Source organism: Erythrobacter sp. CCH5-A1 (genome assembly GCF_001557115.1).
Taxonomy (GTDB): Bacteria; Pseudomonadota; Alphaproteobacteria; order Sphingomonadales; family Sphingomonadaceae; genus Erythrobacter.
On sequence record NZ_LSKQ01000165.1, the window covers coordinates 1 to 16,488 of the forward strand.

Here is a 16,488-nt window from a genome sequence, read left to right on the forward strand (position 1 = left end):
GGGCGGGAGGTCTGCGTTCGCGCTAGCGAACCGAAAACTTTTCGGTCGAATCGATCCACCCGCCGCCGACTACGCGGTCCCCCGCGTAAATCACCGCCGCCTGCCCGGGGGCGACACCGAATTCCGGTTCGGCGAAGCGGATCGTCACCGGCGCGCCGTCGCCCAGCGGGCCTTCCAGCGTGACGGGGACGGGCTTGGCGAGGCTCCTCACCTTGGCGGTCAGCGGCGCGTCCGGCAGGGGGCCGATGCGGTTGGTCTCGGTGAGATGCGCGGCGCTCACGGCGAGCATCCGTTTCGGGCCGACCCGCACCTCGCGCGACGGCGCGTCGAGGCCGATCACATAGAGCGGCTCGGGCTGGCCGCCGATCTCGAGGCCCTTCCTCTGGCCTACGGTGAAGTGGACGATGCCCTTGTGCTCGCCGAGCCTTTCGCCCGTCGCCGCGTGGACGATCGCGCCCGGGGCCGCGCCCTCGGGGCGGACCTTGGTGACGATCTTCGCATAATTGCCATCGGGCACGAAGCAGATGTCCTGCGAATCGGGTTTTGCGGCGTTCCTGAGGCCCGCCGCCTCGGCCAGCTGCCGCACCTCCTGCTTGGGCATGCCGCCCAGCGGAAAGCGCAGGTAATCGAGCTGCGCTTCGGTGGTGCCGTAAAGGAAGTAGGACTGGTCGCGCGCCGGATCGTGGGCGCGGTGCAGCTCGACCCCGGCCTCGCCCATGACGCGGTGGACATAGTGCCCGGTTGCAAGGCAATCCGCGCCGAGCTCGCGCGCCATGCGGAACAGATCGGTGAACTTGGGCCCCATGTTGCAGCGGATGCAGGGGACGGGGGTGCGGCCGGCGAGATATTCGTCGGCGAACTGTTCGACCACCTCTTCGCGGAACGCGCTTTCGTGGTCGAAGACATAATGCGCGATGCCGAGCCGGTCGGCCACGGCGCGCGCATCGCGAATGTCGTCGCCCGCGCAGCACGCGCCCTTGCGCCCCGTCGCCGCGCCGTAGTCATAGAGCTGGAGCGTGATCCCGATCACTTCGGCCCCGCTGGCATGGGCGAGCGCGGCGACCACCGACGAATCGACCCCGCCGCTCATCGCCACAACGATCCGGCAATCGGCGGCGGCCCGCGGCAGATCGAACAGCGCGGCAGCATCGGCGGGGCCGGGCAGGGCCGGGCCGGGCAGGCCGGAGGATAGGAGCGCGGGGGTATCCATGGAGCGCGCGCATATAGCGATGCTCCCCCCCGTGCGCCAGTGGGCGGCAGGTTGTCCCTCCGGGCCGCAGTAATCCTAAGCCGGGGTAAATGGCAGTTTTACCGGATTTTGACGCACTCGGGTTAGGAAAGGGGATGATGTTCGAGAAAGCCAAGTCGATCCCCGTGCGCGCCGATGCGCCCGCTGGCGGCCTTTCCGCCGAGGAGCGGGCGCTGCTGCGTGCCACCGCCAAGGGCGGCGGAGCGGAGCGATTCGCACCCGCTCCGACGCGGCGCGGCAGCGAGGCGCTGCGGGCGATGGAATGGAGCGAGCTGACCGCCCGGCTCAACGCCGCGCGCGATCTCAGGCTGCTGCTGCGCACCGAGAATCAGGCCCCGATCGAAGCCGTCGCCGCCAGTTTCGGCGATGCCGCCGCTAGTTATTTTGCACTTCTAGACGATGGCGAACCGGACATTAACCCTCATGCTTTAGGTCAATCTAAAGGTCCGGGTGCGAAGGTCGATGCGAGCGATGCGAACCGCCCGGACAATGCGAATGTACCCCGATCCGACGCGCCCCGCGGCGCTGCGAGAGAAATGCGATGATTGAGAACCAGGACTTCCGCCCCGCACAGGTGATCGGCCCCCTCGGGGAGCCGCTGACCCTTGCCGACCTGCCGGCTCCCGAAACCAAGCGCTGGGTCGTCCGGCGCAAGGCCGAGGTCGTGGCTGCCGTCAACGGCGGGCTGCTGACGCTCGACGAGGCGTTGGCGCGCTATGGCCTCACGCTCGAGGAATTCGCCTCGTGGCAGCGCGCGGTCGACCGTTCGGGGATGCACGGCCTGCGCGTCACCAAGATCCAGCACTACCGCGATCTTTACGAGCGCCAGCTCAAGTACTGATACTTTCAGACCACAGCCTGTCCCCCTGACAGCCCGCTTCGTCCTCAAGGCGTTGCGGGCTGTTGCCGATTCGGGCCATCTTCCGGCGCGGCGCGGCGCGGCGCAGGCAAAGGGGGCACGGGGGCATGTTGGGATTCATCTGGTTCATCGTCATGGGCGGGGTGATCGGCTGGCTGGCGAGCCTGATGATGCGGCGCGATGCCAGCATGGGCACGCTTGCCAACATCGTGGTCGGCATTCTTGGCTCGTTCATCGGCAACGGCGTGCTCGGCTTCATCACCGGCGGAGGGACGATCGGCGCATGGCCGCCGGACTGGTCGGGCGTGCTGGGCGCGCTGATCGGGGCGGTGGTCCTGCTGGGGATCCTCAACCTCATCCAGCGCGGGCGCGTTCGGTAACCGCCTTTATTGCCGCGCCCTTCGTCTAGAGGGAAAGTCACCGGTCGATGCACAAGTTGCGGGCCAGCGCCCGACGATCTATCAGGCGTTGCACATGGTGACTTAGGCGAGTAATACACTCGGGTCCGCCGGGCTGCGGGCAGCACAGGGTATGCCCGGGTGAAGGAATGGCAATGAATTACGAGACGACGATCAAGGCCGAGGCCGCCGACGGGGTGACGACGGAATTTGCCGGCGCGCGCGGTCTTGCGGCGCCTGCCATCCCGCGCTGGCTGATTTTCGCCGGCCTCGGCGTGTTCGCCCTGCTGCTGGCGATCGCCGCGTGGTTCGTGCTGGCCGGCGGCGAGCCGGTCGCGGTGGACGACGACAATTCGCAGGCCCCCGCGGTCACCGTCGTGGCTCCGGGCACGACCATGGTCAGCGGCGAGATCGAGGCCCCCGGCACGCTCGCAGCGCGCCGCCCGATGCCGGTGGGCGTCGTGGGCGAGGGCGGCCAGGTGCTGCGCGTTACCGTCGATGCGGGCGACTGGGTGCAGCAGGGCCAGGTTCTCGCGGTGATCGACCGTTCGGTGCAGGTCCAGCAGGCCGCTGCCCAGGCCGCGCAGATCCAGGTCGCGCAGGCCGATGCCAATCTGGCGCAGGCCAACCTCGACCGTGCGCTCCAGCTGGTCGCGCGCGGGTTCGTCTCCAAGGCGGATGTGGATCGCCTGACCGCGACCCGCGATGCCGCCGTCGCCCGCGTCAAGGTCGCGCAGGCCCAGCTTTCCGAGCAGCGCGCGCGCAACCAGCGGCTCAACATTCTCGCGCCCGCGACCGGCTATGTCCTGTCGCGCGCGGTCGAGCCGGGGCAGACCGTCGGCGCGGGCACGCCTGCGCTGTTCACCATCGCCAGCGGCGGCGAGATGGAGATGCTCGCGCAGCTTTCGGAAGAGCAGCTCGCCAAGATGACGGTCGGCACGGTCGCGCGGATCACGCCGACCGGATCGGAGCAGACTTTCGAGGGTCAGGTGTGGCAGATTGCTCCGACGATCGACCAGACCACCCGCCAGGGCACCGCGCGCATCGCGCTTGCCTTCAACCCCGCGCTGCGCCCCGGCGGCTTTGCGACGGCGCGCATCAGCAGCGGCAGCTTCCGCGCAACCGTGCTCCCCGAAAGCGCGGTGCTCGCCGATCCCAAGGGCAGCTTCGTCTATGTCGTTGGGGCGGACAATAAAGTCACCCGCCGCGGCGTGAAGACCGGGGCGGTGACTGCCGAGGGCGTCGCCATCACCGAGGGCCTCACTGGCACCGAAAAGGTGGTGCTGCGCGCCGGCGGGTTCCTCAACCCGGGCGAAACGGTCAACCCGCAGCTCCAGAAGAAGTAAGGCGTCCATCTCGCGCGAGGCTTCGCGCGTAGCTGGCAAGGCAAGCCGCGAACGGCGATACAACAGGCAGGAATTTCATGGCACTTCGCGACATCTCGGCCTGGTCGATCCGCAACCCGGTGATCCCGCTGGTGTTCTTCACCGGGCTGTTGTTCGCCGGGATCGTCAGCTTCATGCGCATGGACGTGACCAACAACCCGGATGTGGATTTTCCCGCCGTGGTCGTCAACATCGCCCAGCCCGGCGCCTCGCCGACTGAGATCGAGAACCAGATCACCCAGCGCGTCGAAAGCGCGCTGCGCTCGATCAACGGGGTCAATTCGATCCAGTCGACCGCGCGCGAGGGATCGTCCAACACCTTCGTCGAATTCGAGATCGGCACCAACCTGATCGAGGCGGTCAACGAGGTCGAGACCGCGATCGACGGCGTGCGCGGGTCTTTGCCCGACGGCATCCTCGAGCCGCAGGTCAGCAAGGTCAACGTGGTGGGCGAGCCGATCGGCTATGTCGCGGTCGAGGCCGACGACATGACGCTCGAACAGTTGAGCTGGTTCATCGACGACACGGTCGCCAAGCGCCTGCTCAAGATCCCCGGCATGGCCGAGGTCGGCCGCTTCGGCGGGGTCGACCGGCAGATCGAGGTGATCCTCGATCCGGCGCGGATGCAGTCCTTCGGGGTCACCGCCTCGCAGATCAACGGGGCGCTGCGCCAGAGCAATCTCGACGCTGCGGGCGGCCTTGCCGAAGTCGGCGGCACGCGCCAGTCGCTGCGCGTCCTCGGAAATTCGGACACCGCCTACCAGCTCTCGCAGACGCAGATCCAGCTGGGCGGCGGGCGCTCCGTGCGGCTGGCCGACATCGCCACGGTCCGCGACGGCTATTCCGAGCGCAATTCGATCAGCGAAGTGGCTGGCAAGGAAGTCGTCAACTTCTACATGAACCGCGCGCGCGGGGCATCGGACCTCACGGTTTATGACGCCGCGCTCAAGGAAATGGACAAGATCGAGACCGAGAATCCGGGCGTCAAGTTCATCAAGCTCTCGACCAGCACCACCTACACCCGCAGCCAGTACAAGTCCTCGATGTGGGCACTGGTCGAGGGCGCGGTGCTGGCGGTGGTCGTGGTGTTCATCTTCCTGCGCGACTGGCGCGCCACCGCGATCAGCGCGGTCGCGATTCCCCTGTCTGCGATCCCGACCTTCTTCTTCATGGACCAGCTCGGGTTCAACCTCAATTTCCTCTCGCTGCTCGCGCTGGCGCTGGTCGCGGGCGTGCTGGTCGACGATGCGATCGTGGAGATCGAGAACATCGTGCGCCACATGCGGATGGGCAAATCGGCCTATCAGGCCTCGATCGACGCCGCCGACGAGATCGGCCTGCCGGTGGTCGCCACCAGCTTCTGCATCGTCGCGGTGTTCCTCCCCGTCGGCCTGATGCCGGGCGTGTCCGGCCAGTTCTTCCAGAACTTCGGGATCACCGTGGTGGTCGCGGTGCTGATGAGCCTCGCCGTCGCGCGCATGATCACGCCGCTGATGGCGGCCTATTTCCTCAAGGCCCACGGCGAGGCCGAACATGGCGGCGGCCGCTGGATCGAAGCCTATATGCGCGTGCTCGCCTGGACGCTCGACACCGGCCGCATGGCCGCGCGCCGCGCCGGCATCACCGGTCCGCGGAACCGTTTCTTCTACGTGCCCGGCCTGCTGCTGACCGTCATCGCGCTGCTGTTCGTCTCGGCCGTCGCGATGTTCGAATCCGCGAACGGCTCCTTCACGGGCGGTGCATGGAAGGGCCTGCTCGGCCTCGGCGTCCACAAGCAGATCGCCGCCGCGGTCTCGGCCGACACCAACGGCATGGCCTACAAGCTGGTCGCCAAGGTTTTCGAGGTGGCGATCGTGCTCGCCATCTCGGCGATCTCCTTCCTTGCCGCGTTCCTCACCTTCAAGGCGATCGAATCGCTCTCGGGCACCGCAGGCGGGTTCGGCCGCGGCGTGCGCTGGATGACCGCGCGCTTCTACGACCACCGCATCTGGATGCTCGGCATCGGCTGGTTCTCGTTCCTGGTGACGATCCTGCTGTTCGGCGTGATCCCCGGCCAGTTCCAGCCGACCATCGACGACGAGAACAGCCAGGTCACGATCGAGGTCGTCCCCGGCACCACGCTCGCCGACACCAAGCGGGTGGTCAATGCCGTGGCCGACCGGCTCCGGCAGGAGCCCGAGGTCGAGCGCATGCTCGAACGCATCCGGCTCGGCGAATCCTCGGCAATCTTCGTCAAGCTGCGCGACGATCGCCAGCGCTCCTCGGTCGAATTCGAGCGCGAACTCGCCCCTGTCCTCGCGAAGTTCCCCGATGCCCGCGTGCGCTTCCAGTCGCAGTCGGGCGGCTTCGGCTCGGGCCGCGACATGACGGTGATGCTCGCGGGCAGCGATCCGGTGCTGCTCGACAAGACCGCGACCCAGCTGGTCGAGGAGATGAAGGGCCTGAAATCGCTGGTCGCGCCGCGCATCAGCGCCGATCTCAACCGCCCGGAAATCATCATCACCCCGCGCGAGAAGATCGCCGCCGAACTGGGCGTCACCACCGCCGCTCTGTCGCAGACGATCCGCATCGCGACGCTGGGCGAGATCGAGCAGAACGCCGCGCGCTTCTCGCTGTCCGACCGCCAGATCCCGATCGTGGTGCGCCTGTCGCAGGAAGCGCGCACCGATTTCCGCACCATCGAGAACCTGCCGGTGCCGACCGCCGGCGGCGGCTCGGTGCCGCTCAGCCGGGTCGCCGACATCACCTTCGGTTCGGGCCCGACCGCGATCCAGCGCTATAACCAGAACCGCCGCGTGCTGGTCGGCGCTGACCTCGCCGCGGGCGTGTTGAAGGGCGAGGCGCAGGCGCAGATCGATGCCCTGCCGGTGCTCCAGAAGCTGCCGCTGGGCGTGATCCGCGACGTGGTGGGCGAAGAGGAATGGCAGGCCGAGCTGATCCAGAACCTCATCATCGCGATCATCGCCGGGGTGCTGCTGGTCTTCGCGGTGCTGGTGCTGCTCTACAAGCGGCTGATGAGCCCGCTGGTCAACATGACCTCGCTGGCGCTCGCGCCGCTGGGCGGCATTCTGCTGATCTGGCTGCTGGGCCAGCCCAATTCGATGCCGGTCTATATCGGCATCCTGCTGCTGCTCGGGATCGTGTCCAAGAACTCGATCCTGCTGATCGACTTCGCGATCGAGGAGATGAACAAGGGCATCCCCAAGCTCGAGGCGATCATGGATGCCGGGCACAAGCGCGCGCAGCCGATCGTGATGACCACCGTGGCGATGAGCGCGGGGATGGTGCCGGTGGCGCTCTCGCTCGAGGGTGACGGGGCGTGGCGCCAGCCGATGGGGATCGTGGTGATGGGAGGGCTGGTGCTCTCGACCCTGCTGACGCTGCTGATCGTGCCGGCGGGCTTCAGCCTCGCCGACAGCTTCGAGCGGCGTGTCGGGCCATGGCTGCGCGCGCGCCTGCTGACCTACAAGCCGGGCGATGATGGCCGGATCGCGGGCGGGCCGGTGGCCGATGCGCCGCTGCCCGGCGCCTTCCCCGGCCTCGGCAAGCTGCCTCCGACAGGGCACGAACCGGCCGAGTGACCGGCCCGGCCCCCGCAAAACGGGTGACGCCGCGGCCGGAACCGGTCTAGAGCGCGCATATGGCGACACGTTCCCCGAGGCCACTGACATTGGGCGGCCAGCCGCTCGGCCATGACCGCGCGAGGCGGATGCGCTGGACGGCGACGGGGATGCTGGCGGCGATGGCGGTGATCTTCATCGCCACGCACGGCCTTGCCACCACCGGGCATCCGGCGTGGGGCTACATCAACGCCTTCGCCGAAGCCGCGATGGTGGGCGGCCTTGCCGACTGGTTTGCGGTCACCGCGCTGTTCCGCCATCCCCTCGGCCTGCCGATCCCCCACACCGCGATCATCCCCGAGAACAAGGACCGCATCGCCGATACGATGGCGGCCTTCCTGCGCGAGAATTTCCTGACGCCTGCCGTGGTCGCGCGGCGCATGTCGGCCATGAATATCGCCAAGGCGGCGGGCGAGTTTCTCGCCGCTTCGCCCGAACGCGGCGAGAGCGATCACCGCTCGCGCATCACCAGCGGCGCGGCGGAGCTGCTGGCCGAGGTGCTCGAATCACTGGATCCTGACCGGCTCGGCAACCAGGTGCGCTCCGGCCTCGCCGCGCAGCTCGCCAAGCTCGACATCGCCCCGCTCGCCGGCCGGATGATCGAGAGCGCGATGACCGACAAGCGCCACCAGCCGCTGATCGACGGCTTCGTGCGCTGGGCGGGCCTCACCATCGAGGACAACGAGGAAACCCTGCGCGAGATCATCCACCAGCGCGTGTCGGGCGTGCTGCGCTGGGCGGGGATCGACAAGACCATCTCCTCGAGCGTGCTCGACGGGCTGTACAAGCTGCTCGCCGAGGTGCTGGTCAACCCCGACCACCCCTTGCGCGGCAAGATCGAGGAGGGGCTCGCCAAGCTCGGCCAGGACCTGCAGCACGATCCCGAAACCCGCGCCAAGGTCGAGGACATGAAGCGCGACCTCATCGCCAACCCGGCGGTGGCGGTGTGGTGGACGGGGGTGTGGGAGCGCATCCGCCAGTCCCTGATCCGCCGCGCACGCGATCCCGAGAGCCAGATGGGCGCGGAGATGCGCAACATGCTCGCCGAACTGGGCGAGGCGCTCCAAGCGGACGCGCGGCTGCAACACCAGATCAACCGCTTCGCCCGCCGCACGGCGGTCGGCATCGCCACCCGCTACGGCGATCAGATCGTCCGGCTGGTGTCGGAGACGGTCAAGCGCTGGGACGCCCGCACCATCACCGACCGCGTCGAGGGCGCGGTGGGACGGGATTTGCAGTTCATTCGCATCAACGGCACGCTGGTGGGCGGGCTCGTGGGGATGACGCTGCACTTCATCAATACGGTGCTCTAGGCCGCTACCCGATCCGGTAGGTGATCGTGGTCGCGAAGAGCGAGCGGAAGGGCTCGCCCGCCGCATCGCGCGCCGGTTCGAACTGCGCGCGCTGCATCACCTCGCAGGCCGGGGATTCGAGGAACTGCGTGGCAGTGGCCTTGAGGATCCGGCATTCCTCCACCTTGCCGTCCACGCCCACGATCACCCGCATGCGCATGATCCCCTGCTCGCCCCGCGCCGCTCCCGGGTACTGTGCGGTAATCCGGCGGACCAGCGCCTCCCGGTTAATCCAGCGCGCCTCGCTCGTCGCCGTCACGTGCTTTTGCGCATCGAGGCCCATCTTGGTCAGCAGATCGAGCGTGCATTTGTTGAGCACCTCGAACGCCTTGTCGAGCGCCCCGGTTTCGTAGCGCACTTCGCGCGAGCCTTGCGTGACGGCCACGAAGCGCACCGTCCTGCCCAGCGCAACGTCCATCTGGGTGAAGGGCCCGTCCGAGCCGGGCTCGCGGTTTTCCAGCGCAGATGCGGTGAGGCTGACATTGGGGAAGATCAGCGCCTGACCGATGTCACCGAAGTTGCCCTCGAAGGCGGGGGCGCGCAGCGGCTCCTGTGCGTCGTTGTATCGCAAGCTCGTCCGGTCAACGGTGCGTAACTTGCCCAAAGCGGAGCCCGCGAGCGTCAGGCCCGCGCGCTCCGACGGCCAATATTGCGTGAACACCAGCACATGCTTGTCCTCGGCGCTGCCGAACAGGCGCTGGAGCCGACATGCATCATCGCCGAAGTCGACATTCCACGGGCCAAGGGGCTTGAGCACGACCGGCTCCGCTGCCTGCAAGGGCATGGCAAGCGCGGTGGACAGCGCGGCGAGGGCAAGAAGGGCGCGACCCATATGAAAAACCTCCGGCAGTCATGCGAGACTGCCGGAGGTTCTCTGTAAAATAAAGACCTTTGTGATGAACGTCTTACAGCGCGTTCGTCAGCTCCGGCACCGCCGTGAACAGGTCCGCCACGAGGCCGACGTCTGCCACCTGGAAGATCGGCGCGTCTTCGTCCTTGTTGATGGCGATGATGACCTTGGAGTCCTTCATGCCCGCAAGGTGCTGGATCGCGCCCGAGATGCCGATCGCGAAGTAGACTTCCGGCGCGACGATCTTTCCGGTCTGGCCGACCTGGTAGTCGTTCGGCACATAGCCCGCGTCGACCGCCGCGCGGCTCGCGCCGATGGCGGCGCCGAGCTTGTCGGCAAGCGGCGTGATGGTCGCCTCGAAGGTTTCCGCGTCCTTCAGCGCGCGGCCGCCCGAGACGATGATCTTGGCGCTGGTGAGTTCCGGGCGCTCGCTCTTGGCGATTTCCGAGCTGACGAAGGTCGAGATGCCTGCGTCACCCGCGCCGCCGACGGCTTCGATGGTGCCCGAACCGCCCTCGGTCGCCGCCTTCTCGAACGCGGTGCCACGCACGGTGATGACCAGCTTGGCGTCGCTCGATTCGACCGTCGCGATGGCGTTGCCGGCGTAGATCGGGCGAGTGAAGGTCTTGGGGCCTTCGACCGACAGGATCTCGCTGACCTGCATCACGTCGAGGTGCGCGGCGACGCGCGGGGCGACGTTCTTGCCCTGGGTGGTGGCGGGCGCGAGGAAGGCGTCGTGATCGGCCATCAGCGCGGCAGCGAGCGGCGCGACGTTCTCGGCAAGGCCGTTGGCATAGGCCGCGTCATCCGCGACGTGGACCTTGCCGACGCCTGCGATCTTGGCAGCAGCCTCGGCCACCGCGCCGCAATTGTGGCCCGCAACCAGCAGGTGCACTTCGCCGAGCTTCGCAGCGGCGGTCACGACCGGCAGGGTCGCGTCGGCCAGCTTGGTGTTGTCATGTTCGACGAGAACCAGAGTCTTCATCTCGAGTGTTCCTTATATCCGGGGGCGGGCTCAGGCGATGCCGAGCGCCTTGACCTTCTCGACCAGCGCGGCGACGTCGGCGACCTTGACGCCGGCCTGGCGCACGGCGGGCTCTTCGACCTTGAGGGTCTTCAAACGCGGGGCGAGGTCGACGCCGTAATCGGCAGCGGTCTTGGTCGCGAGCGGCTTCTGCTTCGCCTTCATGATGTTGGGCAGCGAGGCGTAGCGAGGCTCGTTGAGGCGCAGGTCGGTGGTGACGATCGCGGGGAGCGCGAGCTTGACGGTCTGAAGACCGCCATCGACTTCGCGCTTCACGGTCACGCTGTCGCCCTCGACCTCGACGGTATTCGCAAAAGTGCCCTGCGGACGGCCCATCAGCGCGGCGAGCATCTGGCCGGTCTGGTTGCTGTCGTCGCTGATCGACTGCTTGCCGAGGATCACGAGGCCGGGGGCCTCTTCATCGGCGATGGCCTTCAAAATCTTGGCGACCGCCAGCGGCTCGACCTCTTCCTCGGTCTCGACGAGGATCGCGCGGTCAGCACCCATGGCGAGCGCGGTGCGCAGGGTTTCCTGCGCCTTGGCCGGGCCGATCGAGACGGCGACGATTTCGGTCGCCGCGCCCTTTTCCTTGAGGCGGATGGCTTCCTCGACCGCGATCTCGTCGAACGGGTTCATGCTCATCTTGACGTTGGCAAGGTCGACGCCGGTGCCGTCGGCCTTGACCCGCGGCTTGACGTTGTAATCGATCACCCGCTTGACGGGGACGAGGATCTTCATGGGTTTGTCCTTCCTCTCAAAGAATCACGTGACGCCTGACAGCGCCTTGGCCGCCCGCCTAGCTTGCGTTTACGTAAACGTCAAGCGAGGCGGGCCGCAGTTCCGGCCGGTCGGGGAGGATACGTGTCCAGCCCCGCCCGGGATGTCTTCGCGCCGTCTCAGGCGGCCTTCTTCACTTCCGCGACGATCTTCTTGGCCGCATCGCCGAGGTTGTCGGCGGGCACGATCGCGAGGCCCGAATTGGCGAGGATCGCCTTGCCTTCGGCCACGTTGGTGCCTTCGAGGCGGACGACCAGCGGGACCTGGAGGTTCACGTCCTTGGCCGCCTGAACGATCCCGTTGGCGATCACGTCGCACTTCATGATCCCGCCGAAGATGTTGACGAGGATCCCCTCGACCGCCGGGTCCTTGAGGATGATCTTGAAGGCTGCCGTCACCTTCTCGGTGGTGGCACCGCCGCCCACGTCGAGGAAGTTCGCGGGAAAGGCGCCGTTGAGCTTGATGATGTCCATCGTCGCCATCGCGAGGCCTGCGCCGTTGACCATGCAGCCGATGTTGCCGTCGAGCTTGATGTAGGCGAGGTCGTATTCGCTGGCTTCGACTTCGGCCGGGTCTTCCTCGGTCTCGTCGCGCAGGGCTTCGATGTCGGGGTGGCGGTAGAGGGCGTTGCCGTCAAAGCTCATCTTGGCGTCGAGCACCAGCAGCTTGCCGTCCTCGCTTTCGACCAGCGGGTTGATTTCGAGCATCTCGCAATCGGTGGCGAGGAATGCGTCGTAGAGCTGCTTCGCCAGCTTCTGCGCCTGCTTGTTGAGATCGCCCTGGAGCTTCAGCGCGAAGGCCACGGCGCGGCCGTGGTGCGGCTGGAAGCCCTGCGCGGGGTCGATCGAGAAGGTGGTGATCAGTTCGGGCGTGTCATGCGCCACGGTCTCGATGTCCATCCCGCCCTCGGTCGAGACGACGAAGGCGACGCGGCCCGAAGCACGGTCGACCAGCAGCGAGAGGTAGTATTCCTTGGCGATGTCGACGCCGTCGGTGATGTAGAGGCGGTTGACCTGCTTGCCCGCTTCGCCGGTCTGGATGGTGACCAGCGTGTTGCCGAGCATTTCCTCGGCATGGGCGCGGACTTCATCGAGGCTCTTGGCGAGGCGCACGCCGCCCTTGGCATCAGCCGGAAGTTCCTTGAACTTGCCCTTCCCGCGCCCGCCGGCGTGGATCTGCGCCTTCACGACATAGAGCGGCCCGGGCAGCTGCTTGGCGGCCTCGACCGCTTCCTCGACGCTGAGCGCGGCATGGCCCGCCGGCACCGCGATCCCGTGCTTCGCCAGCAGTTCCTTGGCCTGATATTCGTGAACGTTCATTGCGTATCGATCCCTTCAATGAGTTCCTGGGGAGAGGTTCGTCCACGCGGGGCCTAAGCACGGATCGCCCCTCTTGAAAAGTGCCCTCGGCACGGCCAACACGGGGGCCTGCCATGATTGACAGGTCGCACCTTCAGACAATCGTCCGCGAGGCGGGCCGCATCGCCCATTCGCGCTGGCCGGGGGCGGGTCATGACCTCCATTCGTGGGACAAGACTCCGGGCAATCCGGTGAGCGAGGCCGATCTCGAGGTCGACCGATTCCTCAAGCGCGAACTGGGCCGGTTGCTGCCTTCGGCCGCGTGGCTGTCCGAGGAAACCGCCGATGACAAGGCGCGCACGCAAAGCGGTCTCATCTGGCTGGTCGACCCGATCGACGGCACCCGCGATTTCGTGCGCGGGCGGACCGGCTGGGCGGTGTCGGTGGCGCTGGTGAGCGCCGGGCGGCCGCTGATCGGGATGCTCTCGGCGCCCGCGCGGGGAGAGGAGTGGGTCGCGGTCGCAGGGCAGGGCGCGACCCGCAACGGCGAGACGATCCGGGCGAGCGGGCGCACGCAGTTCTCCGGGGCACGGGTGCCGGCCCACAATCTGCCGTCCGAAGACAGCGATCTCGTGCTGGTCGACCAGCCCAATTCGATTGCGCTCAGGATCGCGATGGTCGCCGCCGACGAGGCCGATCTCGTCGCGACCCTGCGCTGGGGCTACGAGTGGGACATCGCGGCGGCCACTCTGATCGCGCGCGAGGCCGGGGCCGAGGTTACCGACGCCTTCGGCCGCCCGCTCGCCTACAACAAGCACGATCCGCGCGATTTCGGCGTGCTGGTGTGCTCGCCCGCGATCCACGCCGCCGCGGTCGAGCGGCTGGCGGAACGGGCCAAGGCGCTGCGCTGAAACACAAAACGGGCCACCCGCGAGGGCAGCCCGTCCTGTGCCTTGTCAGCGAAATCAGTTCCCGGCGCGGGCCCTGCTCACGTCATCCTGGCTCACCGGGATGATCTTGATCTCGACCCGGCGGTTCAGCGGCTCGTTGACGTTGTCGCCGGTCTTGACGCGCAGGTAGTCGTACTGCTCGCCGAAGCCCTTGGTCGCCATCCGCGCTCGCGCCACGCCCTTGGCGGCGAGGTAATCGGCGACCGCCTGGGCACGGCGGTCAGAGAGCGCCTGGTTGGTCGTCGGCGAACCGGTGGTGTCGGTGAAGCCGTACACGTCGATCAGGCTGTTGGGGTACTTGATGAGCGTCTCGGCGACCGAATCCAGCGTAGTGTAGAAGCCCGGGTTGATCGCCGCCGAGCCGGTGGCGAAGGTCACCCCGTCGGGCAGGCGCACGAGGATCGCGTCCTGATCGCCGACTTCCTCGACATCGACGCCGCTGCCCGCGGTCTGTTCCTTCAGCTCCTTGATCTGGTCGTCATACTGCTTGCCGAGCACCGCGCCCGCCGAGCCGCCGATGCCCGCACCGATGATGCGCCCCGCATCGCCGCCGATCGCGCCGCCGAGCAGATAGCCGAGCGTGCCGCCCAGCCCCACGCCGATCGCGGTGCGCGAGATCTTCTTCTCGCCGGTGTTGGGGTCGGTGACGCAAGCGGTGGTCATGCCGAGCAGGGCGATGGCCGCGGTGCCGGTCTTGAGAACGCGCGCAATAGTCATAATCTGTGCCTCCCTTTATGTCTTTGAGACGATCCCACGCGGCCGGAATGGCGGTAAGGCGTCGTCCCGGTGGGACTAGGCGCACTTGGCCCCCGCATCCTTGACCCATGTTGAACAATCATGCTGCCCGACGTTCAGGCTGCGGCGAGCCATGCGCCACGTGGCTGGCAACTTCGCCCGATTGTGCTAGCGCGGGCGGCGTGACACCTTTTCCCTGGACAGACCTTGCGATCATCGTCGCGCTTGTCGTGCTCAACGGCGCCTTCGCCATGTCCGAGCTCGCCATCGTCAGCGCCAAGACCAGCGCTCTCGAGGCCAAGGCGGAAAACGGCTCCACCAGCGCGCGCATCGCGATCCAGCTGGCGGCGGACCCGGGCAAGTTCCTCTCGACCGTGCAGATCGGCATCACCCTGATCGGCATCATCGCCGGGGCCTATTCGGGGGCGAGCCTCGGCGGACCGACGGGCGAGCGGATGGCGGCGCTGGGCCTGCCCGAGGAATACGCCGACGAGACCGGCTTCGCGCTGGTGATCGCCTTCACCACCTATCTCTCGCTGATTGTCGGCGAGCTGGTGCCCAAGCAGCTCGCGCTGCGCGCCGCGGTGCCGGTGTCGCTGGTGATGGCGCGGCCGATGGCCTTCATGGCCAAGGCCGCCGCGCCACTGGTGTGGCTGCTCGATTCGAGCTCGGCGGGGATCATCCGCCTCATGGGGCTGCATTCGAGCGACGAGGCCGCGCTGACCCACGAGGAACTGCGCATGATCTTCGCCGAGGCGACCCGCTCGGGGGTGATCGAGGCCGGACAGCGCCAGATCCTCACCGGCGTGGTGCGCCTCGCCGAACGTCCGGTGCGCGAGATGATGACCCCGCGCATGGCAATCGACTGGATCGAGGCCGATGCCGATGCCGACGAGATTCGCCAGACGATCGAGGACAGCACCCATTCGCTGCTGCCCGTGGCCGAGGGCTCGCCGGACACCATCCTCGGCGTGGTCAAGGTGCGTGACGTGCTTGCCGCGCTGGTCGCGGGCCATTCCGTGCGTCCGCGCGACATGATGCGCAAGGTCGAGGTGGTGCCCGACCAGCTCGACGCGATGGACGCGCTGCGGGTGCTCCAGCAATCCGAAGTGGCGATGGCGGTGGTGCACGACGAATACGGGCATTTCGAAGGGATCGTCACCCCCGTCGACCTGCTGACCGCGATCGTCGGCAATTTCGCCAGCGATTCGGACGACGGCGACCTGCCCTCGGTCGTGGAGCGCGAGGACGGCTCGCTGCTGGTCTCGGGCTCGCTCTCGGCCGATGCGCTGGCCGACCGGCTGCGGCTCGATTACGGCGAGGACCGCGAGTTCGGCACCGCGGCGGGCTATGCCCTCTCGGTGATGAAGAAGCTCCCGCACGAGGGCGAATATTTCATCGACCAGGGCTGGCGCTTCGAGGTGGTCGACATGGACGGCCGCCGGATCGACAAGCTGCTGGTGAGCCGGGTGCGCGAGGACTGAGGGGCGCCGCAGGCTTTGCGTGAACCTGCATCGCCGGGTTTTGGAAACAAACGATTTTCCTACACGCAGCGCGGGTGACAGGGTCGCGCGCATGAACCGCCAGAGTCTCTTAGCCCGTCATGCTGCAAACGGCACGCGGGACAGAGCAGGTTTTCTGCCCCTGGACAGTGTCTCATGTGTCTCCAACACGCCAGCCGCAGCAGGGCGGGAGGTCTCAGGCGCTCGGGATGACCGTGCTTGCAGCCTGACCGTCACCCTCGGGCGCGGCGACGATGTCGCGGGTAAGGCGGCCCTTGGCGACGGTGTTGGTGCCGGTGTCGCCGACCTGGCTGCGGATGCTCGGATCGGCGCGGCCGGCGCGGTCGATCACGCTCGCTTCCACGCGGCTGCGCGGGGCGGGGCCGCCGAACAGCGCGTCCAAGGCCTGCTCGGAGGCCGTGCCTTCGGCCGGGCGCGGGGCGCCGGGCCGAAGGCACGGCCTCCGAGCAGGCCTTGGACGCGCTGTTC

At 67.5% G+C, this 16,488-nt stretch carries 15 protein-coding genes; 8 read left to right on the forward strand and 7 right to left on the reverse strand.

Annotated features, from left to right (window positions below; translation table 11 throughout):
• Positions 1-22 precede the first annotated feature (22 nt).
• A complete protein-coding gene (gene mnmA / locus AX708_RS08995; RefSeq protein ID WP_067490009.1) occupies positions 23-1,210 on the reverse strand; it encodes a tRNA 2-thiouridine(34) synthase MnmA in 1,188 nt (395 codons plus the stop codon).
• Between the two features lie 134 nt (positions 1,211-1,344).
• On the opposite strand from mnmA, the gene AX708_RS09000 reads away from it, so the two are divergent.
• From AX708_RS09000 to AX708_RS09025, 6 genes are all read left to right on the forward strand, one after another.
• Positions 1,345-1,794, forward strand: a complete 450-nt coding sequence (locus tag AX708_RS09000) for a hypothetical protein (RefSeq protein ID WP_066532018.1) — start codon at positions 1,345-1,347, stop codon at positions 1,792-1,794.
• Positions 1,791-2,090 carry a DUF1153 domain-containing protein gene (locus AX708_RS09005; RefSeq protein ID WP_066532020.1) on the forward strand — a complete coding sequence of 100 codons (300 nt, stop codon included), beginning with the start codon at positions 1,791-1,793 and terminating at the stop codon, positions 2,088-2,090. The genes AX708_RS09000 and AX708_RS09005 overlap by 4 nt, the downstream gene beginning before the upstream one ends.
• 125 nt (positions 2,091-2,215) lie before the next feature.
• Complete coding sequence (locus AX708_RS09010; protein ID WP_066532023.1) at positions 2,216-2,488, forward strand: GlsB/YeaQ/YmgE family stress response membrane protein; 273 nt, start codon at positions 2,216-2,218, stop codon at positions 2,486-2,488.
• Between the two features lie 173 nt (positions 2,489-2,661).
• On the forward strand, positions 2,662-3,852 hold the full coding sequence (locus AX708_RS09015) for an efflux RND transporter periplasmic adaptor subunit (RefSeq protein ID WP_066532026.1): 1,191 nt from the start codon (positions 2,662-2,664) through the stop codon (positions 3,850-3,852).
• Between the two features lie 77 nt (positions 3,853-3,929).
• Positions 3,930-7,472 carry an efflux RND transporter permease subunit gene (locus AX708_RS09020; RefSeq protein ID WP_066532027.1) on the forward strand — a complete coding sequence of 1,181 codons (3,543 nt, stop codon included), beginning with the start codon at positions 3,930-3,932 and terminating at the stop codon, positions 7,470-7,472.
• A gap of 59 nt (positions 7,473-7,531) precedes the next feature.
• A complete protein-coding gene (locus tag AX708_RS09025) occupies positions 7,532-8,824 on the forward strand; it encodes a DUF445 domain-containing protein (RefSeq protein ID WP_066532029.1) in 1,293 nt (430 codons plus the stop codon).
• Between the two features lie 4 nt (positions 8,825-8,828).
• On the opposite strand, the gene AX708_RS09030 is transcribed toward AX708_RS09025, so the two are convergent.
• From AX708_RS09030 to sucC, 4 genes are all read right to left on the reverse strand, one after another.
• Positions 8,829-9,695 (reverse strand): TonB family protein, encoded by an 867-nt coding sequence (locus tag AX708_RS09030; RefSeq protein ID WP_066532036.1) that lies wholly within the window; start codon positions 9,693-9,695, stop codon positions 8,829-8,831.
• 73 nt (positions 9,696-9,768) lie between these two features.
• Positions 9,769-10,698, reverse strand: coding sequence for an electron transfer flavoprotein subunit alpha/FixB family protein (locus AX708_RS09035; protein WP_066532038.1), 930 nt, complete (start codon positions 10,696-10,698; stop codon positions 9,769-9,771).
• A 30-nt stretch (positions 10,699-10,728) separates the two neighbouring features.
• Positions 10,729-11,475 carry an electron transfer flavoprotein subunit beta/FixA family protein gene (locus AX708_RS09040; RefSeq protein ID WP_066532040.1) on the reverse strand — a complete coding sequence of 249 codons (747 nt, stop codon included), beginning with the start codon at positions 11,473-11,475 and terminating at the stop codon, positions 10,729-10,731.
• A gap of 158 nt (positions 11,476-11,633) precedes the next feature.
• Entirely contained in the window at positions 11,634-12,833 is a 1,200-nt protein-coding gene (gene sucC, locus AX708_RS09045) for an ADP-forming succinate--CoA ligase subunit beta (RefSeq protein ID WP_066532042.1), read from the reverse strand.
• 113 nt (positions 12,834-12,946) lie between these two features.
• Here sucC and AX708_RS09050 point away from each other — a divergent pair, with 113 nt between their 5' ends.
• Complete coding sequence (locus AX708_RS09050) at positions 12,947-13,723, forward strand: 3'(2'),5'-bisphosphate nucleotidase CysQ (protein ID WP_066532043.1); 777 nt, start codon at positions 12,947-12,949, stop codon at positions 13,721-13,723.
• 54 nt (positions 13,724-13,777) lie between these two features.
• On the opposite strand, the gene AX708_RS09055 is transcribed toward AX708_RS09050, so the two are convergent.
• Positions 13,778-14,479: an OmpA family protein gene (locus tag AX708_RS09055; protein WP_066532045.1), complete on the reverse strand. Its 702-nt coding sequence runs from the start codon at positions 14,477-14,479 to the stop codon at positions 13,778-13,780.
• A gap of 200 nt (positions 14,480-14,679) precedes the next feature.
• On the opposite strand from AX708_RS09055, the gene AX708_RS09060 reads away from it, so the two are divergent.
• Positions 14,680-15,981 carry a hemolysin family protein gene (locus tag AX708_RS09060; RefSeq protein WP_066532048.1) on the forward strand — a complete coding sequence of 434 codons (1,302 nt, stop codon included), beginning with the start codon at positions 14,680-14,682 and terminating at the stop codon, positions 15,979-15,981.
• Between the two features lie 214 nt (positions 15,982-16,195).
• Here AX708_RS09060 and AX708_RS09065 read toward each other — a convergent pair.
• Positions 16,196-16,488, reverse strand: a 293-nt coding sequence (locus tag AX708_RS09065; RefSeq protein WP_156454559.1) for a DUF3035 domain-containing protein, incomplete at its 5' end; no start/stop codon positions are given.